Here is a 23,697-nt window from a genome sequence, read left to right as displayed (position 1 = left end):
ACAGATAAATTAATTACTTAGGGTTAGTTTACCCAAAAAGAAAAGTAGTGCTACAAAAGTGACCAATGAGAGAAACTCGAGACCAATTTCTTGCATATTTCACTACGTAAAAAGAACCAAAAAGTTTAGAATTCCGAGCCGTTGTAATCGATAGATCTATAGTAAGCCCTGCTCTACTAATCTCTCAACATCACATCAATACTATGCATTTCAATTCTATCTTTCTCAGCCCGGTAATCTGAATATTCATGTTCCTCATCAATGACAATCCCATTACTTCTTAAGAATCCAAGCAACCTGATTGCTTCTTTCCTCATACCTTCTATGTAACTTGGAAATTTCGAATGATCTTGTTTAAGAATCTCCTTATATTCATCAGAAGTGATAATATAGGATAAGGCAATGTACCTTAGAAAGTTATACCCGCCGCAATACTCTTCATACAATGTTTCCAGCGTCTCCAATTGTTCTGTTACATCCTCATTCGTTATGAGACTATCTAACATCATAATTATACTATCTTGCTCAAATTCACTGAAATGGATCATTCTTCTGATTTGTTTCTCTGTTTCTTGAAATGCAAATCTGTCCTTATAGTCTCTGGAGATGAGTTCGAAGTATTCCTTTTCACCATAAATCTCTTCCAATTCATCGTGTTCATACACCCATTGCTCAAACGTTAAAATGGACTGTTCGTCCTTCTTATTCTTAATGAAATAATACAAATAACGATGTGCTGTAGTTCGATCCATGACCTACCTCCGCAAAATCCAGTCTGCTCATGTGTAAAAAAATCATATGTTCTATCTCTCATCGTATAACTGTTGCAATCCTTACTATGATGATATCATAATTTTCCAATACCGAGACCTCTTCAGTACCTGCATTCACTAAATACTGCTACTGCCTATTTCCCCGCCCCCATCACCTCCATCATCATCAACGCCCCCAGCCGAAACCCTTCCGTATATGCAGCAGCAGAATACATAGATGTTGTCTGTCCCAGCAAATCAATCAGTTTCTCCAGTTCATCATACTCTTCGGGTGTGAGCTTTCTATGGTAGGCTTCAATTATCGAAGAAATCGTTCGGTTAAGCTCTTGATATTCGGAATGATTAGGGTGTACCTCCTCGTCAGGTCTGATATTGCCAAAGTACAAGTTTTCCAATATACTGCCCATGCTTCCCCTCCTATATTGCTAATAAAAGCACTCAGACACAGTGCCACTCTCCTGAAGCATAACTCATCCATCTGCACGATGTTGCATTTTAGCGATATAATCACTAACACTTATTCAATGAAAAAAGCCAAACGGGAGAAGAGTGTTCTCTTTCACTTAGCTTTGTTTACAACAATATTCCTGCTTAGTCGTTTCAACTCACTTTCCCGCCTCAGCCTCCACCACCGGACGAGGTACATACGGCTCTTTTTGCTAGATTGTAAAAACGAGTCCAAAACTTTTATTCCCCATATATTTACAATTATTGATGTATATGCTATGTTTTCTATGAAATCGCCATCATGAATCGGTAGATTGAACAGGTATTCATCATATTCCACATGGAAAGGAAGATGACAATGAAAACTTGGCTCAAAAAGGCAAGTGTACTGATGCTGGCAATGACTCTAATGCTTGGATGGGTGACAGTAGCCCCCGTTCATGCAGACACTACCACCACCCCCGCACTATTCACGATTGAAAGTGAGAATGCACAGCTTAGCTCTGACCTGCAAGTGGTGACGCAAATTTATGGACAGCCTAAGCCCGGATACTCTGGAAGCGGATTTGTCTGGATGCAGAACTCCGGTACATTAACCTTCACCGTGGCGGTCCCTGAAACCGGTATGTATTCCATCCGGACCCGATACATGCAGGAGCTCAGTCCAGACGGAAGGCTTCAATCTTTAAGTGTTAACGGCGTTACCAAAGGTTCGTATATGCTACCCTATACAACTACGTGGTCGAATTTCGATTTTGGCTTTCAAAAATTGAACCAAGGTAATAACACCATCCAAATAAAGGCCGGCTGGGGATTTGCTTATTTTGACACCTTTACGATCGATGTTGCTGTTCTTGATCCTTTGGATGTGCAGCCTGTCCTTACCGACCCTAAGGCTACACCGGAAACGCAGGCTTTGATGAATTATTTAACAGAGGTTTACGGCAAACATATGATCTCCGGCCAGCAAGAGATTTATGGAGGTGGAAATGACGGCAACTCTGAGCTCGAGTTCGATTGGATCCATAATCTAACCGGAAAGTATCCGGCCATCCGCGGCTTTGATCTAATGAACTATAATCCGCTGTACGGCTGGGAGGAAGGTACAACTGCCCGTATGATCGATTGGGTGAATAACCGGGGAGGGATTGCGACGAACAGCTGGCATATCACGGTGCCGCGTAATTTCACCAGCTATCAGCTAGGACAGCCCGTGGATTGGAAGGAAGCCACCTACAAACCGACAGAAACCAATTTCAAGACAGCCAATGCGGTAATCCCAGGTACCAAAGAATATCAATACCTAATGATGGCTATCCAGGATCTCGCGGAACAGCTGCAGATTCTGCAGAATAACAAGGTGCCGGTTATCTTCCGTCCCTTTCATGAGGCAGAGGGCAACGGTGGGTTGAATGGCGAAGGCGCGTGGTTCTGGTGGGCTTCGGCAGGCGCGGACGTGTATAAACAGCTGTGGAACTTGCTCTACACCGAACTTACGGAGACATACGGCTTGCACAACTTGATCTGGACCTATAACAGCTATGTGTATAGCACTTCTCCCGCATGGTATCCCGGCGATGATCAGGTGGATATGGTCGGTTATGATAAATACAATACGATCTACAACCGCAATGACGGTTTATCCGGCGTACCCAATGAGGATGCCATTACCTCGATTTTCTATAAGCTTGTTGACTTGACCGGCGGCAAGAAAATGGTCGCGATGACGGAGAATGATACCGTACCGAGTGTGAAGAACCTGACAGAGGAAAAGTCAGGATGGCTCTATTTCCTACCGTGGTATGGTGAGCATCTCATGAGTACTGCTTTTAATTATCCGGCTACTCTGAAAACACTGTATCAAAGTAATTATGTAATCACGCTGGATGAGCTGCCCGATCTTAAGGTGGATGATCCCACTCCAAGCGCGTCTATTACACCTGCAAACGTTGAATTTGACAAATATGCGCCGTCTCAGAACGACAAAGCTATAACCGTGAATGCTAACGGCAATACATTAACCGCTCTCCGGGCAGGTGGAAGTGCATTGACCGTGAATCAGGACTATACCTTGAACGGAACTACACTGCTGCTAAAAAAAACCTTCCTGGGTGGGCTGCCGGTTGGCGAGCATTCGATCATCTTTGATTTTAACCAAGGTCAAGATCCTGTATTAAAAGTCAAAATTGTCGATTCCACACCGGGCGCTGTGATTTCACCCGTAAATGCGGCATTTGATAAAGCGGCGAATCTAGCGCAGGATATTTCCGTATCCCTTACCTTAAACGGACACCAGCTTACAAATATAACGAATGGAAATTATTCGCTTATACCGGATCAGGATTATACGGTATCTAGCACTGCTGCCATTCTGCGCAAATCTTATCTTTCCACACTGCCGCTGGGCCAAAATACGATAACCTTTCATTTCAACGGAGGAAATAATGCCGTTCTTACTGTAAATGTAGTGGACAGCAGTGTTCCTGTACCCTCGGGAGACTTGACGATCCAGAGCTATAACGGCAATACGAGTGCTTCTACCAACGGAATTTCACCCAAATTCAAAGTAGTCAATACCGGTGATTCAGCAATTCAGCTTGGTGATGTCAAGCTCCGGTATTACTATACCATTGACGGGGACAACGATCAGAGTTTCTGGTGCGACTGGGCCAGTATCGGGGGGGCGAATGTTACCAGCAAATTCGTTAAACTGGCGACTCCGGTTGCCGGAGCCGATCATGTTCTGGAGATTGGCTTTACGAGTTCGGCGGGAACGCTTAATCCCGGCCAGAGTGCAGAGATTCAAGCACGGTTCTCCAAAACCAACTGGTCCAATTACAACCAGGCTAACGATTACTCGTTCAGGGCATCCAGCAGTCAGTTCGTAAACAATGAACAGGTTACCGGGTATATGAACGGGCAACTTGTCTGGGGGATTGAACCGTAAGGAGGCAAAAAAAGGGTTGGATCGGGGTTTCACCCTGCTCCAGCCCTTTTTTGTTATGTTAGACAAAAATGAGAATTAACTGATTTCTCATACATTTTTATGATGAAATCAAATTCATAGGCCTCAATCCGTGTTCTCGTTCACATAGAGCTCGCTGGGTTGAATTCGATGCTGACCGGTGTGCAGCAGTTCTGGCAAACGCCCCATCCGCTCGGCCAAACGGGAAAGCTTTTGCTCATGAAAATTAGATAACCCCGTATGAATCCGGTCCTGGAAAGGCTCAAGCCATCTTGAATCTAAGCCATCAGAACCAAAATAAACCCCGAGCAGAGAGCCAGCTGTTGCCCCAAAGCTGTCCGTATCGTTGCCTTGCATCACCTGCTTGCATATCCCGTCACCTGCATGTTCTGCAAATCGAAATGTATTTATTAAAGTGCCTATTTCCTGATAAACCTGACAGTGGGAATAATTCGTATACTTATCGTTAATGCTCTGATAGGCTTCCAGCCAGTTATCTGCATTCGCTACCATCTGCAAGCAATCCTTAGTAATCTCATAGAATCGACTCCTTCTCGGTACGAATTGCAGTGCAGTACTGATGATTTCGACAGGATCGCGCAGCACATGTGCGACAGCAATCGCAGCAGCAATGAACATCGTGGAGTAAATACCGGTCCGGCGATGTGTAAAACTTGCATCCCGCCAAGCTAGCTCAGCCGCAAGCGCGGGTTGACCGGGACAGGCATAGCCGTAAGCATCTGCGCGAATCGCTGCCCCGCATAGTTCCGTATCCTGTACCAAAAGATCGGGCCAAGCCTCTATTTCAGAGTGATTGAATATTTCCCTGTCATGCTCCAAATAACTAATCCCCGATTGAATCAGGATGGATCTCTCCGGACCCCAAGTTGTACTTATCGGAAGATGATTTATCCATAAATCTCTTATATTTCTTTTCGTAAAACCCTTGCCGAATTGCTCCAGCACAAGCATCCCCATTAAGGTGTAGTTGATATCATCGTCAGGTGCTACATATTGAATTCGCCCCCGGGTCGTCTCATACCAGGACCAATGACGACGATTCAATGCATGGAGGATATCATCAGAAATGTAATCGTTCAGTGGCCATTCCCCTACGGAAGTAAGCGCTTGACGTAATTCCGACAAGCTGGGGTTTACCTCGATCGGTTTGCCCAGCATGGAGCCGCAGACGGAAGCAAGGAATCCCGCCTCTACACGCTTGGAGCTGTCCTTCATATTCAGGATTCCGACCTGTCCAAGAGGTCGGGCCGGATCGCATTCCCGCCATATCTCCTCTAAATCATCCGGCTCATAGTAAGACCAATTATCCCGCATTGGAATGGCAGCCAAGCTCTGAGCGAATTCTAGATAAGCATCATAGCTTGCAGGAAGCTGTTCCAGCTTGGCTAAATAACCCGAAGTTTGATGCCCCTGCGCGAATTTATTGCGGAGAACCCCCTCCAATTGACGTTTAAGAAATGTGAGTGATGGTAGCATGCTGCATCTCCTTTGTCCAAATTAGAATTTATTCTTATTTCTTTGACAACTTACCTCAATGTGTCAAATGATAGAAGAACATTCTAAATCGTTCTATCAAGAATTATTCGAGAAAGGCATTAAGCTCTCCTGCCCCAGAATTTCAGGATAAGCTGCACATTTTCAGGTCCGTCTCATTGTAAAATAAATCTAATACTCTATATTCGTTAGATGAACCCGGAGGGATACTCACTATTTCTTCTGTCATCTACTTTGCTCTTGCATCCATTCCAGGCTCAGTTTCCAGTCTTATCAGCAGCGTTGCAATCAGAGCGATCGTGAATCCAGTCGCACAGGCGATCAGGAAACCGCCGAACCCGTCCCCCAGGTAAGCAGGTAAAGTCGGCAGTCCCGCAAAAGCGAAGGAGATCGCGGACGATCCGAACATCCCGGCCATTCCGCCGCCGACGGCTCCGGCACAGCAGACAATGACCATCGGCTTGCGCAAGGGCAGATTCACGCCGAACATCGCGGGCTCGGTGACTCCGAACAAGGCCGAAATGGAGGCGGACAAGCTTAAGGTTTTGAACTTTTTATCTTTGGCTTTGAAGAATACCGCGAGCGCCGCTCCTGCCTGTGCAAAGGAGGCCGGGCCCATCAGAGCCAAGAGGGTATCCGAACCATTCAGGCTGATATTATTGATTGCGAGCGGCACTAGACTCCAGTGCAGGCCGAAGATGACCATCGGCTGAATGATTGCACCCAGAACCATTCCCGCTCCTACCGGACTGAGATTATATACAAAGCTGTACCCTTTGGCGAGCGCATCCCCGGCAAGTGTGCCCATCGGTCCGAACACCAGCAGCGTCACGGAGGATACCACAACAATAGAGATCAAAGGTGTAAAGAACTCACGAATGATCTCAGGCAACACTTTAATACATATTCGTTCGACATAGACCAGCAAGCCAACTGCGAGAATTATGGGAATGGCACTCGCCGGATAGTTGACAGAGGTAATTCCCATGCCAAAAAACTGTATCGTCTCATGGCCTGCAAACTGTGTGGTCAGACTCGGGTAAAGTAACACCCCGGCGACCACAACAGCGGTAAACGGATTCGCCCCGAATTTCCGGGCTGCCGTATACGCCAGAAGAATGGGAAGATAGTAGAATAGACTGTCCGCCATCGCGTTCAACACTGTATACGTGCCTTCCGTTTTACTGATCAGCTCCAGCGCCGCAGCGCCTGCCAATAATCCTTTCATAATACCTGCTGCACTCAGAATATTAACAATCGGAAGAAAAATTCCAGAGATGCCGTCAATTATGATATTAACCGCGCTCTTTTTGGAGTGCTGCACAGATGTTGCCTGATTATGTACTTCCATATGATCCCCCTGCGTCCTTATCGTGATATACGGCCGACACTTGATTTCAGCCATTCTTTCGACGTCTACTATAGCATAGTGGTCTGCGGGTGAGGCACCCTAATAATTAGTGTATTTCATACAAGCTAAAGCCGGATTTCAGAGATACGGCATCTATACTTCCAATACAAATGACCCGCAAGAGGGTCACTTTTTTCAAAGCTTCCATCTTACGGGTCACCAGTCAACCCCGCATTCCTGCAGGTTGTTTTAAAATACTTTTGTCGTCCAAGATTCGCAGTTCCACGTTTCTGTCACAATATCGCGATAGAATTCGGGTTCATGCGATATCAGCAAAATGCTGCCTTTATAGGCTTTGAGCGCACGCTGCAGCTCTTCCTTCGCATCTACGTCAAGATGGTTGGTCGGTTCGTCCAGTACCAGCAGATTGGTCTCGCGGTTAATCAGCTTGCACAAACGGACTTTGGCTTTCTCACCACCGCTTAAGACCGCGATCTTGCTCTCGATATGATTGGTTGTCAGACCGCATTTGGCAAGAGCCGCCCGTATTTCGAACTGGGTGTATGACGGGAACTCCGTCCAAATCTCTTCAATACAGGTGTTGTAGTTCGTTCCCTTGATCTCCTGCTCGAAATAGCCGATTTCCAGCAGATCGCCGAGTCTGGCCGAACCTGAAATCGCCGGGATCTGGCCGAGAATACTGCGCAGCAATGTCGTTTTACCGATTCCGTTCGCGCCGACGAGCGCGATTTTTTGACCGCGTTCCATTTGGAGATTCAGAGGTCTCGATAACGGAGAATCGTATCCGATCACGAGCTCCTTGGTTTCGAAAATAAGCTTGCCGGAAGTGCGCGCATCCTTGAAGTTGAACTGCGGTTTCGGTTTTTCTCTGGCGAGTTCGATAACGTCCATCTTATCCAGCTTTTTCTGCCGGGACATCGCCATATTCCGTGTAGCCACACTGGCTTTGTTCCGGGCAACGAAGTCCTTCAGATCCGCGATCTCCTGCTGCTGGCGTTTAAACGCAGATTCAAGCTGCGATTTCTTCGCCTCATACACCTGCTGGAAATATTCGTAGTCGCCCACATAACGCGTCAGTGACTGGTTCTCCATATGATAGATCAGGTTGATTACACTGTTGAGGAACGGAATGTCATGCGAAATCAAAATGAAAGCATTCTCGTATTCCTGCAAATACCGCTTCAGCCATACAATGTGCTGCTCGTCGAGATAGTTCGTAGGTTCGTCCAGCAGCAGAATGTCCGGCTTCTCCAGCAGCAGCTTGGCCAGCAGAACCTTGGTCCGTTGACCGCCGCTGAGATCATGGACGTCCTTATCCAGACCGATATCCGTCAGTCCCAACCCGCGGGCGGTTTCATCCACCTTGGCATCGATCATATAGAAATCCTGGCTTGTCAGTGTGTCCTGAATCGTTCCGACATCCTCCAGCATCTGCTCCAATTCCTCAGGAGACACCTCGCCCATTCTGCCGTACATGTCATTCATCTCTTGTTCCATGTCAAAGAGATATTGAAAGGCACCCCGCAAAACATCACGAATCGATTGTCCCTTCGTCAGTACCGCGTGCTGGTCCAGATAGCCGGCCCGCATACGTTTTGCCCATTCGACCTTACCTTCGTCCGGCTGAAGCTTACCTGTGATGATGTTCATGAAGGTGGATTTACCTTCACCATTCGCACCGATCAGTCCGATATGTTCGCCCTTTAGCAGACGGAATGATACATCGGTGAAAATCGCGCGATCGCCGAATCCGTGACTCAGCTTTTCTACATTTAATATGCTCATGTAATAAACACCTTTTCCTTTATACTGTACTCTTGTCATATTATAAAGGCTAAAGCGGCACAACTCCAGACAGGTTTTAAAAAATTACAATTTCACAGCTCCGCTATCCGCCGCTGAATACGCGGGAACAGCCCCATGGCATTCTGATAAAACACCTTCTCATGGTGCTGCTCGGGTACAAGCCGGCGGACAAACTCAGCATACAAGCCGATCGGTGCGAGTGGCCAGTCGGTTCCGAAGAGCATTTTCTCGTAGTGATCTGAGTACACCAACGCCCTGCGGAAATGGTCCATGAATAGCGGTTCATCCATGAACCGTTCAAAATGAGGCCGGTCACCGACGACAAGACCAGACAAATCCGCATAAACATTCGGGTTCTTGGCCACCACTTCGGCCGCATCCATTACCCAGGGATCACCCAAATGACAGATCATGAAGTTCACCCCGCGCTGCTGATAGGCTAATTCGTCTACGGTAAGCGGATGCGAATACTTCAGCAATCCATTCATCGAATAGGTATCACCGGTATGAATGACCACAGGAACGCCGTACCTCGCAGCCAGTTCATATACGGGTGTGTAGATGTTGTCGTAGACATAGTGATGGTAATACCCGGCATACAACTTGATCCCCGCCACCTCCGGCGCTTGCAGCCGTGCTTCGATCCGGTCCAGCTCCTGCCGGGCTTGCTTCCCGGTGAGCAGATTCGGATTGATGCCGACGCATTCCATCAGAAATGGCGGGACACTCTCTTCCAGATCAAGACCCATCGGATTAGGTGAATTGGAATCGGGAAAAGCGCCCTTGGTCTGCTCTGTCACACCCATTCCAATACCGAGAATGACATTGTTTTTGTCAAACTCCGCCTTAAGGCCTGCGGTAGTGTAATCAACCTTCGACAGATCTGTTGCTGTCTGATGAAAGCTCTCGATATCGGAGAGATGGATATGAATATCAATGATTGGCATGTAAGGTCTCCTTTTCGGCGGCCGGGCTGGCGAACTTCAGCTTAAGCAGGCTCTGGATATCCCTTGAATTCAGCTCTATTCCTCCCAGGATCAGAAAGGTCGGCTGTGTTATGGCAGTCTCCCCGTTCAAAAGTACAAGCTGATGTTCCGCACCATACTCCATTACCTTGTTGTTCACATAGGCTGAGGCATTTGTATTAGGATAGTTATTCACTGCATGCAGCATATTGAGGCGGGTATCAGCGCCAATCCGCAGCAGCCCCTTGGCATGAAGCCCGGTTTCCAGGTTCCCGGTGAGGAATCGTCCTTCTCCGGGAACTTCGACCCAGCCTTCGTTGAACGATGGTGAAGGCCGGAAGAAATGAGACTCTTGCAACTTATACTCAGGCAGCATCATACCACTCTCATTGGTGACCGAATGCAGCATACATAGGACTGGAACACCAGGCAGCATGAGGTAAAACTGCTTGACCGACATTCCCCGATATATTTTATGCTGCTCGATCCGGGTGGTTAGACTCAGTCCTGTCCAGACGTTGCCTTGATCATCCGTACATTCCGCCCATGCCGCATGTCTTGGCTCCTGTTGCCGGCTAAAGCCATTCATTCCGGGAATATGTACGCCTAGACCGCCATACCAGGGATTCCACCAGGAACGCGGAGCCGGTACCGGATACGAGCTATCCAGCCATTCTTCACCCTGGTGCTTCAAGGAATGCACAACACTGCCGAATCCGGGGTCAGCCTCAATAGAGAGGACACCGTTGCTCACTGAATATATTGTCCCGGCCGTCCCCTCCTGAGTTTCACGTCTGACACTCTCATCCGTCTGAGAGAACCACACTGCTGAGCGTTCCTGAATCCGATCTTCACCGCGATAGACGGCACGCACTTTCCAAGTGGATTCTCCGGTTCCCTGAATCCTCTTGTCCTCGGGAGTGAAGTCCACATTTGCAGAATGCAGCTTCTGCTCTGGGCGAAGCACAACACTCGCGATTCTTTGCTCTTCTTCCCCATCACCTTGGACATAAAGCTCGAATTCCCCGGCAAGCGGAAGCAGCTTTCGTTCGATCAGCTCCGCATGAAGTACCGGAGACTTGAACGGATTACCGCCTCCAAGCATAAGTTCGAGATGATTATCCAACACTGGAATAACCGGGGCCGGACATTTACGGGCGAAGGAACGGAAATCCGACCAGTTAGCGAAGGTGTTCAGCGCAAATATCGTCGGCTTCGTTATCACTGCTGCTCCGGGAGCGATTCGGCCGAGATCATGCTCTAATCCGAGCGGATATTCCGAGCGAAGCAGCTTCAAAGAAGGGTCCCAGCAGATTCCGCAAGCCACGTTCTCTTCCTTGTTGAACAGCCAGTTCTCCGTGATCTGAGCGCTGTCCCAATGATCCGGACTGCCAGCGTACGCCTCGCCCATATCGACATAACGGCCCTGATACGGCAGAATGAGCCGATTGCCGAAGAAACCGAAGTTTGTCAGCAGATATACGTTCTCCTCCAGCTCAATGCTGCTGCTATTCATTACTTCATAATGAAATTCGGTGATCCCGCTTGGAAACAGCTTGGTTACGGATTTCAGTTGCAGACCGGAAAAGTTCTCCGACTCGTACAGGGCTTCCAGAACCTGACTCTCTCCTTCCGGATAGATCTTCACTTCTGTAGCTTGCTTCTTCGAGAATTCTTCCGCAAACGGCTTCCCAAGCTTGGGATAGTTCCACCAAAAGTTGTGGCGGGAGCCCGGATATTCGATCCACATGTTATTACTTAGCTTGTGAAGATGAACCGAAAATGCACCGTTCACAGCGACCCATTGCTCCCCGTTCTGTCCTCCGTAACGCCCCTCTGTTCCCTTCATTAGTACGGACAGCTTGCTTGTAAAGATAACTGGCTTGCCGTTTACCGGAACCGCTGTGACCTGAACCTCGCGAGAGTACAGACCGTATGATTGCAAGGTGAAGGGTACCCGAATAGAGGTTTTGCCTTTAGCCGGAATGGTGATGCGGACCGAACGTTCAGCCCATTCCACGATTTCATCCTCAGGCCAGTCAAAAGTGAACTCCGCTGGTGAGGTGAAATTGTTCTCCACATTCAGATACAGCTCGGCCGGAATACCCGGATGCAGTTCTCTGGTTGGCAGTACCATCTGCATCTTGACCGGGAATTCCGGAGCGATACCCATACGGAACTCGGCCCGTCTGCCACCGATCATCCAAGTGCTCTTGACAACAGGATGGGTCTTCTTGTTATTCTGCTCCTCCAGGATCGGGTCGAGCTGGAAATCCCCCTCCACGATTACCGCTTCTCCTGGAGCAATCGTTCGGGCGATATCCAGGGCAAACCGGATATTCTTGTCGCTCTGCCCCTTGATTTCTATTGAAAGCTCGGTTGCCAAGCGGTTTTCGATTCGGTAGCGGACCTTGTAAGCAGAACCAAATACGAGGTTATGCTCTTCGATCTCTGTTGAGATCGCATAATCTGGCGTATCGAGAGCGGTCAGCCCGCGGCCGGTCGTCTCAAATTCTGCCCGCAAGGCCAGTTCTCCCTTACGCCACGTATAGTCCAGGAAATCGAAGCCGTGCTTATGGCGGCCATCCGGTTCGATCACGAGTTCACGGGTGCTGTCTGCGTACCAGTCAAGCTCCTCGAAATACGGTGTGAGCGCTTCCGTTTGTAATATCGTTGGAATGAAGTTCATCAAGTGAACGTAATCATCATTTTTTTCCCAGAAGAACCCGCATTTCTTATACATGGGCACAGCCTTGGTATTGCCCGCCCAGGTGAACAGATCCAGCCGTGGCCAGCCCGCTTCAACGGTCTTGCGGACAGCGTTCAAAATCAGATTGCGGCCGACCTTACGTCCGTGATAATCGGGCCTCACATTCAGCAGCGGTACATACAAAGCGCCTTCATCTTGCTGGTAATGGGCGAAGCTGCAGAAACCCACAACCTCCTCGCCATCGACGGCAAGAAAAGCATGCAGATTGGACGAAATCTCCATTTTCCGGCGAATGCTGTCCTCTGTTCTGAGATTGGTGCCCCCGCCCCAATTTTCGTTGCTGCGGTTCCACATGTCAGCGAGCGCTCCGGCGTAAGAAGGATCATATTCAACAATACGAATGGGTTCAGCAGTTATATTGGTTGTCATGCTCATATCCCCTTATCTCATTTGATAGTGCAACTCTATGATTATCTATATGAAATCCGGACCTTCCTCAATATCGCCGCAATATATTTTTTCTTATAATTCCGGTTATTATATTCGACTAAAAATTGCTCTTCATAATGTAAACAATATTCAATTTGTTCTCTGAAACTCTTCCAGGTTATCTTTTCAAGTGCCTCTTCAATAGAATAATACCTAATCTCTAAGCTTTCAGCCGATATACTAAACTCTCCACCGATGGGTCTTCCCATAAATAAGGTGTTACAAACGGATTCCTTAACATTCTGAAAAAAACCACAAAATTTAATGATTTCGATATCCATGCCTGTCTCTTCTTTCGTTTCCCGCACAGCTGCAGTTGACAGTGATTCCCCCTCTTCAACTCTGCCTCCCGGGATTTCCCATCCACGCTTCGGTCCGTATTTTAGCAGTATTTCGTTACGATCATTAATCACAACCACAGCAGCGGTCACAGTATGCTTCGGAGAAACCTCCATTTCACAACTCCTTCCTTCATTCATTTTGTCCATACTTCGTCCAGCGTTAATTATACTATTAAATGGAAGAATATTACGATTACTAAAAATAATTCAATGAAAAAAAGCCTCCGCCAACCTCTGGCAGAAGCTTCTAACTGTGGATTCAAATGAACGAACGCTTGAGGAGCGGCCGGTCCTGCAAATACAGCTCCAGGTCAGGACTATCTCCTTCGACGATTTCTTGTACGATAATCTTGGACAGCAGTTGGCTGTAGACTGTTCCGTTGTCACCGTAAGCGAGCAGAAAGTAGCTGTTCGGAAATTCATCGTATTTCCCGACGATAGGCATACCGTCCACGATCCCGCCGTAAAATGCCGTGGAATAGAAGGCAGGTTCTACCTTGATGCCGGGAAACATTTGATTAAAATCTTCGATCAGCTTATCCTTCTTGTGCATCAGCTTGCTGTCCCGTTCCTCTGGTAATGTGGTGTTGTCATCGAGACCACCAATGATAATCCGGTTATCGGCGGTGCTGCGGATGTATATATAGGGGCGTGCTGTCTCCCAGAGCAGGGTCCGGTTATACCAGGAGGAGAAGTCCTTTACTTTCTCAGTGGTGACAGTATAGGTACTCACGAAAGAGGCTTGCTTTTCTTTTCGGATATCCATATTTTCGTAGCCTGCTGCAAAAATGACATATCTGGCGCTCACCTCATACCCGGTTTTCGTGTAGATCATCATGCGCTGCTGTTCCCGGTCGTAACGGTGGCCATTCATCTCCGTGTGCTCATAAACAGCGACTCCCTGTTGCCCCGCATACTGAAACAAAGCATGGGTGAACTTGTAAGGATTCAACTCACCATCATTGTAGGAGTAGATCGCGGCTTCTCGGCTGAACGGGTATTTCGCTTCAATGTCCTCTTGTGTCCAAAAGTCCAATTCTATGCCATGCCGCTTGATAAAAGCATACTCATTCCTTAAACGATCTACATCCTCGTGACAGCTAGCGGAATAAAGCGTATCTCTCCGGCGAAATTCACAATCGATATCAACATGCCGTGAAGCTGCTTCGATCTCATCGATCGCCTCCTTAAGCAGTTTCAGATGCCGCCCGACATATGCTTCCCCGAAGGTGTGGGCCAGGGCCGTGAACATTTTTTCGCCCGAATATTGAATGATAGCGGTGTTCGTACTCGTGCTTCCGCTGCCTATGGTCCCTTTTTCCAAAACAGTGACTTGTAGGCCTCTGTCGGCTAAGTAGTATGCACATTGCGCTGCGGAGCTTCCTCCGCCGATAATCACCACGTCACAAGTAACATTCCCCTTCAATGTAGGGTAGGACGGAGCATCTGGAAAGGTGGTCGGCCAATAATAAGTTCCCGATTGTAAGTTCATGGAATTCCCCCCTGCAAGTAACAGACTGGAATTTATTATTACCCGGTTGTTAGGATTCATACGGTTTACTGCAGGCTGAAGCTATTTTTTTCTGCCGATATAGAGCAAGTGGGATGCGTTTACCTCTAGAATGTAGGGGTCTTCCGCTGACTCAATTCCTGTTGAAGCAATTAATTTGGGTTCTCTTGCAGCGACTTGATGAATTCATCCACTTGTTGTCTTTTTCTCAAAGTAATGACTTGTTGTGGTTTCTGGATATGTTCCAGTTTCTTTATCGTGTTCTTTCGGCTTCTTGACCGGTAATTCCAAACCCACTTTACAAATTCCCAATCTATCTTTTCCGGGCACTCTTCGTTCATATCAGGCCTGGTCTTGTTGTGGTACATGATTCGCCGTTTAAATATCCGGTACATACATAGAACTCTGGGCATGTCCAAAAAAATAATCAAATCTGCTCTCTTTATTCTGCCGTCCATCGTCCTGGAATAGTTGCCGTCAATGATCCATTGATCTTCGTTAGTGAAGCGCTCTACGATCTGATCCCATTCTGCATTTTCTTTGGGGACCCAGTTCGCATTCCAAAAATAGGTGTCCAAATGGATAACCGGAAGCTTAAGAATACCGCCAAGCTTCCGGGAAAGTGTCGATTTCCCCGATCCTCCCGAGCCAATAACCAGTATCCTTTCCACAGTTTCTCCTTTCATGAAATAAACTAAGGGCCAGCAAATCAGGTTCCGCAAAAGGTTCGATAGGGACGCGCAGTTTCCTCCGGCAATGTCGAGTAATCCGTCTGTTCGTCAGAGTAGGCATACGGGTCTGAAAGTACCTTCAGGAGCTGCTCCATAACACTGTAGTTTTTTTGTTTCACCGCAGCTTCCAGCGCTTCTTCCACTCTGTGATTACGTGGAATGACCGCAGGATTGCTGCTGCGCATCAGCTGCTGCGAGGAAGCCGGGGTTTCGGCTTGTCTTCCAAGTCTTTCCTGCCAGAGCTTATGCCACAGGGCAAATTCCTCCGTGCCAGACAAGACTGTATCTTCCGGCTTCCCCAAAGTTAAGGCACGAAAAGTATTTGTGTAGTCCGAACGATAATTTTGCATCATACGGAGGAGTTCTTCTATAAGATGGATATCCTCTTGTTCTTCGTTAAAGATTCCGAGCTTCGCTCTCATTCCCGCCACCCAAATCCGGTCATACCTTACAGAAAAATCAGCAATGGAAGCCTCTGCCATTTGAATAGCCTCCGATTGGTTGTCATGCAGCAGCGGGAGAAGGGTTTCTGCAAACCTCGCAAGATTCCAAGCGGCAATACGGGGCTGATTACGATAGGAATAGCGGCCCTGAAGATCAATGGAACTAAATACGGTTGCAGGGTCATAAACGTCCAGGAAGGCGCATGGGCCATAATCAATAGTTTCTCCGCTAAGAGCCATGTTGTCGGTGTTCATTACCCCATGAATAAAACCTGCAAGCTGCCATTTGGCAATTAGCTCTGCCTGACGTTGGATCACCTCCTGAAGCAGGATCAGATAACGGTTCCCTTCCGCATCCGCATCCGGATAATGTCTTTGCAAGGTGTAATCTGCCAGAGCCCGCAGCTCCTCCGTGTTGCCCCTTGCGGCAACGAATTGAAAGGTCCCGACGCGCAAATGACTGGCAGCCACACGGGTCAAAATGGCACCCGGCTGCTCGGTTTCCCGGAATAAGGACTCACCGGTTGAGACAACCGCCAAACTGCGGGTCGTAGGAATACCAAGCGCATGCATGGCTTCGCTGATGATGTATTCGCGCAGCATCGGGCCGAGCGCCGCCCGGCCATCGCCTCCTCTGGAGTAGGGGGTTCTGCCTGATCCCTTAAGCTGAATATCTACTCGCACACCGAGCGGGTTAATCTGTTCACCAAGGAGCACTGCCCGGCCGTCTCCCAGCATGTTGAAATGACCGAATTGATGTCCTGCATAAGCTTGCGCAAGAGGTTCGGCACTATCTGGAACCTTATTGCCTGCGAGAACAGCTGTCCCGTCATTGCTGCGCAGAGCCTGGATATTTAACCCTAAGGAGTTAGCAAGCGGGTCATTAAAAATAACCAGCTCCGGTAAGCGGACAGGTGTCGGCTTCTGTAAGGTAAACAAAGATTCCGGCAGACTGGAGTAACTATTGTCGAAGTGCCACCCGGGATCTGAACTTTCTTTTTTCTCCGTCATAGTGCCTCCTTGTTTTCTTGTAGGCGTAATTCGTTTCCTTCTAGTGTATACTACTGCATCTCTGCTAATTCTGGAGGCAACGAAAAACCGCCATCTACATTAGGCTCGAACGCAACGGTCTTCACTACAGCATCAAAATTGAGTTCACCATAGATATGAGGATATTCGCTTCCTTCATTATATAGATCTTCCCACCTAACCTCAGCCTTTACTTTGGACGCTTCAATACACAGCAAGATAAGTCCGTGAACTCCCTGGAAATTATCATTGGCGACCGGTACTATTTTATGAATCGGTGAGCAATGAATGAAGCCTTCTGTTTCTAAAGTAGGACCTTTATAGACTCCGTTCAACATCGCTGACTCCCATTCCGTTCTGAGTACAGCATGTACAAATATCATTACAAACCCCTCCTTATATAGGTTGTATCAAAAAAATGCAAAAAAGAAACCAACCTTTGGAAAAATGGAAGTGCGACCAACCATTTCAAAGGAGAGGTTTCGTATTGCAGAAATACAGTCTGATTACCAGTAGGCTCATTCATAAGCAAAACCCGGATTGCTCAGGCCTCCAGCCGGATGATTTTTGGATGAGCTCAATAACTTAATGATCGCTGCCTTGACTCACTCGGATCACAACACTGCCTTTCTTATGCCCTTGTTCCACATACCGATGGGCCTCAGCCGTATGTTCTAATGCATAGTACCTGTCAATCACCGATTTAATCTTACCCGTCTCCATTAGTTCTTTTAGGAATTGCAGATCCTGGATACGGACCCTGGCCATTCCCTGCCCGGCTACTGTAACATATGCTCCGGTGGGCTTCAGTGCTTTTTTGCACCCGGATTTGGGAAGTTTAAAATCCTCTACCGTATAATCGATCACCTGACCCGCGCCCAAGGAATGTACCCATTCCAGATTTGCTGTACTGCATACCGCGTCTACCTCTGCCCCAAAGTGCTTCGCAAGCTGTAATGCAAATGTCCCTACAGTGCCTGAAGCTCCATAGACCAGAACGTTTTGTCCCCTTTGAACTCCTGCTTTTCTAAGAAAATACAATGCGGTGGTTCCCCCATAAAGCGCTGCAGCAGCTTCCTCAAAGGTCGTATTGGCCGGTTTGAACCATACCATTCCGTCTTCATGCAGACAGGCATACTCAGCATGGGCGCCAAAGTGCATCCCCGTTAACGCAAAAACCAGGTCCCCTTGCTTGAAACGCTTCACTTCAGGGCCTACAGCTACTACTTCACCGGCTAACTCTACACCCAAAACAGGTTTTCTGGGTTTGCTTAGACCTAGTACGATCCGCATAGGCAGCCATAGCAAGGCAGGACTCTTGAAAGTCCGTACTCTAACATCCCCTGCGGTTACGGTTGAAGCATGAACCTTGATCAGCAGTTCTTTGCGCTTAGGCAAAGGCTTCTCCAGCTCAATAAGGCGCAGTGTATCTGGTGATCCGTATTTGGAGCATATTATGGCTTTCATGAGTTTCCCCCCGGCGTCGATTTGCAATAAGTATAGCTTCCGCGGGGAGGATCATGTAGATACTTAAGTATGCTTTTCGCTAAAAACTGAAACAGTGCGGTTAAAAAATATTACAACAAACCTTGCCTACGGGCACGGGCAACAGCTTCTGTGCGCCTTGAGACCTGAAGTTTGTCAAAGATATTACGGTTATACCCCTTAACAGTACTTAGTGCCAGAAATAGCCGCTCGCTAATCTCGCGGTTCGATAGCCCTTGTGCAATGAGCTGCAATATTTCAAGCTCCCGTCCGCTCAGTGTCTCAATAAGGGGCTGGGACGGCCTGGGCAGATGCTGTGCAGACCTGAATTGGTGTCGAGGATTCTCGGCTTCAAATGCAGACAGCAGTTTCCTCCGGTAGTCCAGTAGTTCTCCAGCAACCTGTACTTCGCGCAGCAGACTTTCAACCGGCAGCCCTTCGTCGACAAAAGCGCGGATACAGCCGCCAGGCTGGGCCATTGCCATAGCCTCAGCCAATGCTTGCGCCGCTGCAGACTTATCTCCGCATCTGTAAAGGACTGCTGCATAAATAATCATTCCCTTTAGCCGTTCGTCCGGACGACCCCTGACGGCTGCTTGCCCAAGCATTGGCTCAAGCACCGCCAACACGGCAGAAGTGTCTCCGCGTGCCATGTATACCTTCGCCAGGCAGAGTGAAAGCCCGTGCTGCTCTGCAAGGATAGCAGCTGCATCCAGGTTCTCCTGATGAAGTAAAACCAAAACTTGCATAGCTGCAATCTGGGGAATCTGTGCCCAGAAATGTTCCTTGCGGGCGAGAAGCTCTGCTTGTGCTAAAATAGCAGCTGCCGCAATCACCTCTCCCCGAGCAAGCTTCAGCTTCGCGAGCAGCACCTCGCCTGCCACCCCCCGGTCCGAATCTTCAAACTGTTGCGCAAGTTGGACGCTTTGCCGGCTGTGCAAGAGGGCTTGATCCCATTCATTCCATTCATAATAGATCCGCGCTAATCCCAGGTGTGCTTCGCATGCAGCCGGCAGTGGCGGTTCCCCAGCCCATTCCAGCACACGAAGATAGCTCCCAACCGCAGCCGGTAACTGGTTCTCCGCTTCCTGAATGTTTCCGAGGCCTAGGGTCGCCATGATAGTGATCATCACATGCCCGATCCTCTTGCTGATCGACAAGGCTTCGGCATAGGCTGTTTCGGCCAGGCTGAGATCTCCTTGGAGCTGATAAGCATACCCCAGCGACCACGCGGCCGCTGCACGCACCGGCAGATTGTCAGGATGGAGGTATTCCAAGGCCCGGCGTGATTCGGCCATGATGGGTTCAGCCTGGTGTCTGCTTACCGCGAGCGTAGCACGTATAGAGGCAATATGTCCTGTAAGATCACGGGTTCTCTCGTTCTGTACAGTGCCGTGCAGCGCTTGTTCTGCAGCTTGCAACTTCTGTTCAACACTTGATATCCGGCCTTGCATGAGGAGTCCGGAAGCATACATAACCCACAATGAAGGCCTTGAATCGAGTATTTCCACCGGCAGGGAATCGAGCCAGTTCAGAACGGGAGTTACTGCTCCCCGAAACAGCAGCGGCATCCCCTCTCCTTCCATTAATCGGGCAGCGCATTCGATATCCCCGGCAGCGGCTGCATGGCGGAAAGCTTCAAGTTCAAATCCATGGTCCTCATACCATCTGCTCGCCCGGATATGCAATTCAGCAACGGTCCTCTTCTCTTCCTCTTCTAATGGAAGAAGGCCTTGGGACAGACGTTCCCGCAGCAAGTCTGCAAAGAGGTGGTGGTAGCGGTACCAGCGTCTTTCATTATCCAAGGGAATAAGGAACAGATTCGCATGTTCAAGATATTCCAAGGTGCGTTGTCCGGGAGAATAAGGTGATCCTCCGGGTTCTTCACCCATTACAGCATCACACAGCGGGCCGCACATCCGGCTCAGGACTGATGTGAACAGCAAGAAGGCCTGAATACTTGCAGACTGCTGCTGCAGCACTTCTTCTACCAGATAATCCAGGACAAACTTGTGGCGCCCCGAGAACGACTGGATGAAACCGGTGGTATCATTGCGCCCCTGCAAAGAGAGTGCGGCTAATTGGAGGCCAGCTATCCAGCCTTCTGTGCGGGATTCAAGGCGCGTAACATCTTCAGCAGAAAGCATCAGACCCATCACCTGACCTAGAAATCCAGCAGCTTCGGAGGCATTGAACCGCAGGTCTGCAGCATGCAGTTCAGTCAATTGATGCCGCACGCGGAGCCTCGGCAACGGTAAAACCGGTTCTTCGCGTGTGGCGATGACCAGATGTATCTGCGGCGGCAGTTGCTCAATCAGAAAAGCCACGGCTTCATTGACCGGCTTCGAATCAATCAGATGGTAATCGTCAAGGACAAGAATGGAAGGCTCAGATACAGAGGTAATTTCATTCAGAAGTGCCGTCAGCAGTGATTCGATAGGCGGGGGCTGGGGGGATTGAAGCACGGCAAACATACCCTCTCCGATGTTCACGCCAATGGTTTGGCAAGCGGCGCACAAATACGTAAGAAAACTCGCAGGATCATTATCACCAGCATCCAGCGACAGCCATCCGGCTCTGCGTCCGCAGACGGAGAGCCAAACACTGAGGAGTGTCGTTTTACCATAACCGGCAGAGGCGGAGAGGACAGTCAGCTTGCCTTGCAAACCTTCGTTAAGCCGCTCCAGCAGACGCGGGCGGACAACGATTTTTGACCTGGCCGGGGGGATATACAGCTTGGTAGATACAATAGATATTGTCATAGCTAGATTATAATAATTGTAATCCTGCAGCGTCAACAAAGCAGCCCGTTCCGGGATCAGCTTGATAGCCTGCGAGCCATCATCCTCCGTTCAATGGAACGGGTAATCTACAACAATAACACTTTCAATCAAACTGCCTGCGTTTTGCAGAAATTGCTGATGCAGCGGATGGTGAAAATAGTTCTGGCTTGCCTGTTTGTCTTCGAAAGTAATCCGGATACCCAGAGTATATCCATTCTTATTCTCAACTTCTTCCGTTACATTGATGCCAGCGCTCAGTTCAATAATACCGGGAATCGAGGTTTTGAAAGAGTTCACGGTCTGGATGACTTCTTCTTGTTTCTCTGCCGTGCCGCTGTTATTGAATTTAAAAAGAACGATATGTTCGTACATGATGAACCCTCCACTCGAGTATTGATATTATCTTGGTCTTCATTGCTTCTTCTCCATAGATGACATAATCTATTGTATAAAGAACCCCCCGGGTTAGTAAGAGATTTGGTTATCCTGGGATGATCAGTCCCACTCTCCTTGTGAAATTCTTGTGAAAAGGAAGATTACTATGTCTACACCCCCATTGGATAGATTTCAGGAATTAGCCCGATTCTTGCGGATTCGCAGAGAACGGATTCGGCCTGAGCAAGTCGGATTGCCATACAGCGGACGCAGACGCACTCCCGGGCTTCGCCGCGGAGAAGTCGCTATGCTGGCGGAGGTAGGATTGGATTGGTATACCTATTTAGAGCAGGGCCGGCACATTAATGTATCCTCTGAAGTCCTTGAACGATTGTCCAACGTATTCATGCTGGATGCCTCCGAACGCAAACATTTGTTTTCCCTGGCTCGCAGGGAACTGCCCCTTGAAATACCGTTTGACGCCTCCTTTGTCAGCCCGTCGCTGCAAGGTTTCCTGGATAGTCTCAATACTTCTCCTGCCAGTATCATGGATACCCGAATGAATATCATCGCATGGAATTCCGCTTACTGTGCCATTAACGGTGACTTATCCTCCATGTCGGAACGGGAACGGAATTTCGTATGGATGACCTTTACCTCTCCCCAATTCCGGTATCTCAAAGGCGATCAATGGGAGCTGCACGCCCGCCGGATCGCTGCTCAATTCCATGCCGGGTACGCCCGTTGCGCAGACGATCCCTGGTGGTCTGAACAATACGAGGCTTTATCCAAGGCCAGCCCCGAGTTCCGGGAATTCTGGAAAACCCATGACGTAAGAGATGCCATTGACAGCCACAAAGTGCTTCGGTGTCCTAATCTGGGGATGCTGAATTTCGACCTGGTCTCCTTCCAATCCCTGGAGAATCCAAACCTGACTGTGTCCATTCACGTTCCGCAACAGGACGGCACCATTGCAAAAATGGAGCAGCTGATGAATAAAGGTAACTTTATTTAAGAAATAGTTTCATCAGACGATTATAGATTGGGTTAATCATATACCCCGTTGGATTCATCGAATAGCGTTTGCCTGTATTCAGCTGGCTGACTTTTTCCATATTCCCGCTGGTCAGGCTAAAGTCAAAGATCTCGCTGTTCTCCTTGATTCTTTTGGGATTAGAGGATTTGGGAATAAGGATTACTCCCCGTTCCAGGTGCCAGCGTAAAATGACCTGAGCCACCGTTTTATGATGCTGCTCAGCGATCTTTTTTAATTCCGGATGCTGGAGAAGTGTCTGATTGCCTTGTCCTAGCGGGGCCCAGGCCTCGTGCAGGATCTGATGCTCCTTAAGATAGTTATGCAGCTCTAATTGCGGAAACTCTGGATGGGTCTCAATCTGATTGATCATCGGCGGGATTGTACTGTGTTTCATTAAATGCTCCAGATGCTGAATCTCAAAATTAGCCACCCCAATGACTTTAATCTTCCCCGCTTCATATAATTCCTCCATCGCTTTCCACGTCTCTAGATAGTTAGGCGATGCGAAATGGATTAGATACATATCCAGGTAATCTACACCCAGCTTTTGAATGGTTCGTTCTAAGGCCTTCCTGGTCGCTTTATACCCATGATCTGTGTTCCACACTTTGGAGGTGATGAAAAATTGCTCACGCGGGATTTGACTATTCCGGATTGCTCTGCCTAAAGCTTCCTCATTCCCGTAAATTTTGGCGGTGTCAAAATGCCGGTAGCCTATCCGAATAGCCTCGCTGATTGCTGTCCTGAACTCTTCCTCCTTCGTTATTTTATAAACTCCAAACCCTAATTGCGGGATTGCAACGCCATTGCTTGCTCTCACTACTGTTGATTCTAGATTCATATAATTGCTCCTTTTCGCTAATTTAAAATCATGATATACAAAATATTCTTTATACTCATTATATATAGTTAACTCAAAAAA

The 23,697-nt window shown here is 48.4% G+C and carries 18 protein-coding genes; 2 read left to right on the top strand and 16 right to left on the bottom strand.

Going from position 1 to position 23,697, the window contains the following annotated elements; translation table 11 throughout:
• Positions 1 to 176: 176 nt before the first annotated feature.
• Together A3849_RS22490 and A3849_RS22485 are read right to left on the bottom strand one after the other, a co-directional pair.
• On the bottom strand, positions 177 to 752 hold the full coding sequence (locus A3849_RS22490; RefSeq protein ID WP_074113410.1) for a hypothetical protein: 576 nt from the start codon (positions 750 to 752) through the stop codon (positions 177 to 179).
• Positions 753 to 907: 155 nt separating this feature from the next.
• A complete protein-coding gene (locus A3849_RS22485; protein ID WP_074113409.1) occupies positions 908 to 1,180 on the bottom strand; it encodes a DUF6809 family protein in 273 nt (90 codons plus the stop codon).
• Positions 1,181 to 1,578: 398 nt separating this feature from the next.
• On the opposite strand from A3849_RS22485, the gene A3849_RS22480 reads away from it, so the two are divergent.
• On the top strand, positions 1,579 to 4,167 hold the full coding sequence (locus A3849_RS22480) for a glycosyl hydrolase (protein WP_074113408.1): 2,589 nt from the start codon (positions 1,579 to 1,581) through the stop codon (positions 4,165 to 4,167).
• Between the two features lie 123 nt (positions 4,168 to 4,290).
• Here the strand turns inward: A3849_RS22480 and A3849_RS22475 are convergent, their stop codons facing one another.
• The 13 genes from A3849_RS22475 to A3849_RS22415 form a co-directional block, all read right to left on the bottom strand.
• Positions 4,291 to 5,682 (bottom strand): ADP-ribosylglycohydrolase family protein, encoded by a 1,392-nt coding sequence (locus A3849_RS22475; RefSeq protein ID WP_074113407.1) that lies wholly within the window; start codon positions 5,680 to 5,682, stop codon positions 4,291 to 4,293.
• 247 nt (positions 5,683 to 5,929) lie between these two features.
• Complete coding sequence (locus tag A3849_RS22470) at positions 5,930 to 7,051, bottom strand: PTS transporter subunit EIIC (protein WP_074113406.1); 1,122 nt, start codon at positions 7,049 to 7,051, stop codon at positions 5,930 to 5,932.
• A 249-nt stretch (positions 7,052 to 7,300) separates the two neighbouring features.
• Positions 7,301 to 8,857, bottom strand: coding sequence for an ABC-F family ATP-binding cassette domain-containing protein (locus A3849_RS22465; RefSeq protein ID WP_074113405.1), 1,557 nt, complete (start codon positions 8,855 to 8,857; stop codon positions 7,301 to 7,303).
• A 92-nt stretch (positions 8,858 to 8,949) separates the two neighbouring features.
• Positions 8,950 to 9,825 carry an amidohydrolase family protein gene (locus A3849_RS22460; RefSeq protein WP_074113404.1) on the bottom strand — a complete coding sequence of 292 codons (876 nt, stop codon included), beginning with the start codon at positions 9,823 to 9,825 and terminating at the stop codon, positions 8,950 to 8,952.
• Positions 9,812 to 12,982, bottom strand: a complete 3,171-nt coding sequence (locus tag A3849_RS22455) for a GNAT family N-acetyltransferase (RefSeq protein ID WP_074113403.1) — start codon at positions 12,980 to 12,982, stop codon at positions 9,812 to 9,814. The genes A3849_RS22460 and A3849_RS22455 overlap by 14 nt, the downstream gene beginning before the upstream one ends.
• Before the next feature lie 41 nt (positions 12,983 to 13,023).
• On the bottom strand, positions 13,024 to 13,497 hold the full coding sequence (locus A3849_RS22450; RefSeq protein WP_074113402.1) for an NUDIX hydrolase: 474 nt from the start codon (positions 13,495 to 13,497) through the stop codon (positions 13,024 to 13,026).
• A 145-nt stretch (positions 13,498 to 13,642) separates the two neighbouring features.
• Positions 13,643 to 14,875, bottom strand: a complete 1,233-nt coding sequence (locus tag A3849_RS22445) for an NAD(P)/FAD-dependent oxidoreductase (protein WP_074113401.1) — start codon at positions 14,873 to 14,875, stop codon at positions 13,643 to 13,645.
• Positions 14,876 to 15,045: 170 nt separating this feature from the next.
• Entirely contained in the window at positions 15,046 to 15,564 is a 519-nt protein-coding gene (locus tag A3849_RS22440) for a DNA topology modulation protein (RefSeq protein ID WP_074113400.1), read from the bottom strand.
• 38 nt (positions 15,565 to 15,602) lie between these two features.
• Positions 15,603 to 17,078: a protein adenylyltransferase SelO gene (locus A3849_RS22435; RefSeq protein ID WP_074113399.1), complete on the bottom strand. Its 1,476-nt coding sequence runs from the start codon at positions 17,076 to 17,078 to the stop codon at positions 15,603 to 15,605.
• A 50-nt stretch (positions 17,079 to 17,128) separates the two neighbouring features.
• A complete protein-coding gene (locus A3849_RS22430; RefSeq protein ID WP_074113398.1) occupies positions 17,129 to 17,479 on the bottom strand; it encodes a DUF952 domain-containing protein in 351 nt (116 codons plus the stop codon).
• A 202-nt stretch (positions 17,480 to 17,681) separates the two neighbouring features.
• Positions 17,682 to 18,563 (bottom strand): NAD(P)-dependent alcohol dehydrogenase, encoded by an 882-nt coding sequence (locus A3849_RS22425; RefSeq protein ID WP_074113397.1) that lies wholly within the window; start codon positions 18,561 to 18,563, stop codon positions 17,682 to 17,684.
• 110 nt (positions 18,564 to 18,673) lie between these two features.
• Entirely contained in the window at positions 18,674 to 21,382 is a 2,709-nt protein-coding gene (locus A3849_RS22420; RefSeq protein ID WP_483874379.1) for a winged helix-turn-helix domain-containing protein, read from the bottom strand.
• Between the two features lie 51 nt (positions 21,383 to 21,433).
• On the bottom strand, positions 21,434 to 21,736 hold the full coding sequence (locus A3849_RS22415) for a Dabb family protein (protein WP_074113396.1): 303 nt from the start codon (positions 21,734 to 21,736) through the stop codon (positions 21,434 to 21,436).
• Between the two features lie 169 nt (positions 21,737 to 21,905).
• Here A3849_RS22415 and A3849_RS22410 point away from each other — a divergent pair, with 169 nt between their 5' ends.
• Entirely contained in the window at positions 21,906 to 22,754 is an 849-nt protein-coding gene (locus A3849_RS22410) for a helix-turn-helix transcriptional regulator (RefSeq protein ID WP_074113395.1), read from the top strand.
• Here the strand turns inward: A3849_RS22410 and A3849_RS22405 are convergent.
• Positions 22,747 to 23,616, bottom strand: a complete 870-nt coding sequence (locus A3849_RS22405) for an aldo/keto reductase (RefSeq protein ID WP_074113394.1) — start codon at positions 23,614 to 23,616, stop codon at positions 22,747 to 22,749. The genes A3849_RS22410 and A3849_RS22405 overlap by 8 nt on opposite strands.
• Positions 23,617 to 23,697 lie beyond the last annotated feature (81 nt).

The sequence above is a fragment of the Paenibacillus sp. P46E genome (assembly GCF_001909095.1).
In the GTDB taxonomy this organism is placed as follows: domain Bacteria; phylum Bacillota; class Bacilli; order Paenibacillales; family Paenibacillaceae; genus Paenibacillus_AQ; species Paenibacillus_AQ helianthi.
This window is presented reverse-complemented; position numbering and strand designations above follow the sequence as displayed.

What these genes read in the sequence shown, in the direction of transcription:
- A3849_RS22490 (WP_074113410.1), bottom strand. Translation starts at nt 752, where the DNA reads ATGGATCGAACTACAGCACATCGTTATTTGTATTATTTCATTAAGAAT.
- A3849_RS22485 (WP_074113409.1), bottom strand. Translation starts at nt 1,180, where the DNA reads ATGGGCAGTATATTGGAAAACTTGTACTTTGGCAATATCAGACCTGAC.
- A3849_RS22480 (WP_074113408.1), top strand. Translation starts at nt 1,579, where the DNA reads ATGAAAACTTGGCTCAAAAAGGCAAGTGTACTGATGCTGGCAATGACT.
- A3849_RS22475 (WP_074113407.1), bottom strand. Translation starts at nt 5,682, where the DNA reads ATGCTACCATCACTCACATTTCTTAAACGTCAATTGGAGGGGGTTCTC.
- A3849_RS22470 (WP_074113406.1), bottom strand. Translation starts at nt 7,051, where the DNA reads ATGGAAGTACATAATCAGGCAACATCTGTGCAGCACTCCAAAAAGAGC.
- A3849_RS22465 (WP_074113405.1), bottom strand. Translation starts at nt 8,857, where the DNA reads ATGAGCATATTAAATGTAGAAAAGCTGAGTCACGGATTCGGCGATCGC.
- A3849_RS22460 (WP_074113404.1), bottom strand. Translation starts at nt 9,825, where the DNA reads ATGCCAATCATTGATATTCATATCCATCTCTCCGATATCGAGAGCTTT.
- A3849_RS22455 (WP_074113403.1), bottom strand. Translation starts at nt 12,982, where the DNA reads ATGACAACCAATATAACTGCTGAACCCATTCGTATTGTTGAATATGAT.
- A3849_RS22450 (WP_074113402.1), bottom strand. Translation starts at nt 13,497, where the DNA reads ATGGAGGTTTCTCCGAAGCATACTGTGACCGCTGCTGTGGTTGTGATT.
- A3849_RS22445 (WP_074113401.1), bottom strand. Translation starts at nt 14,875, where the DNA reads ATGAACTTACAATCGGGAACTTATTATTGGCCGACCACCTTTCCAGAT.
- A3849_RS22435 (WP_074113399.1), bottom strand. Translation starts at nt 17,078, where the DNA reads ATGACGGAGAAAAAAGAAAGTTCAGATCCCGGGTGGCACTTCGACAAT.
- A3849_RS22430 (WP_074113398.1), bottom strand. Translation starts at nt 17,479, where the DNA reads ATGATATTTGTACATGCTGTACTCAGAACGGAATGGGAGTCAGCGATG.
- A3849_RS22425 (WP_074113397.1), bottom strand. Translation starts at nt 18,563, where the DNA reads ATGAAAGCCATAATATGCTCCAAATACGGATCACCAGATACACTGCGC.
- A3849_RS22415 (WP_074113396.1), bottom strand. Translation starts at nt 21,736, where the DNA reads ATGTACGAACATATCGTTCTTTTTAAATTCAATAACAGCGGCACGGCA.
- A3849_RS22410 (WP_074113395.1), top strand. Translation starts at nt 21,906, where the DNA reads ATGTCTACACCCCCATTGGATAGATTTCAGGAATTAGCCCGATTCTTG.
- A3849_RS22405 (WP_074113394.1), bottom strand. Translation starts at nt 23,616, where the DNA reads ATGAATCTAGAATCAACAGTAGTGAGAGCAAGCAATGGCGTTGCAATC.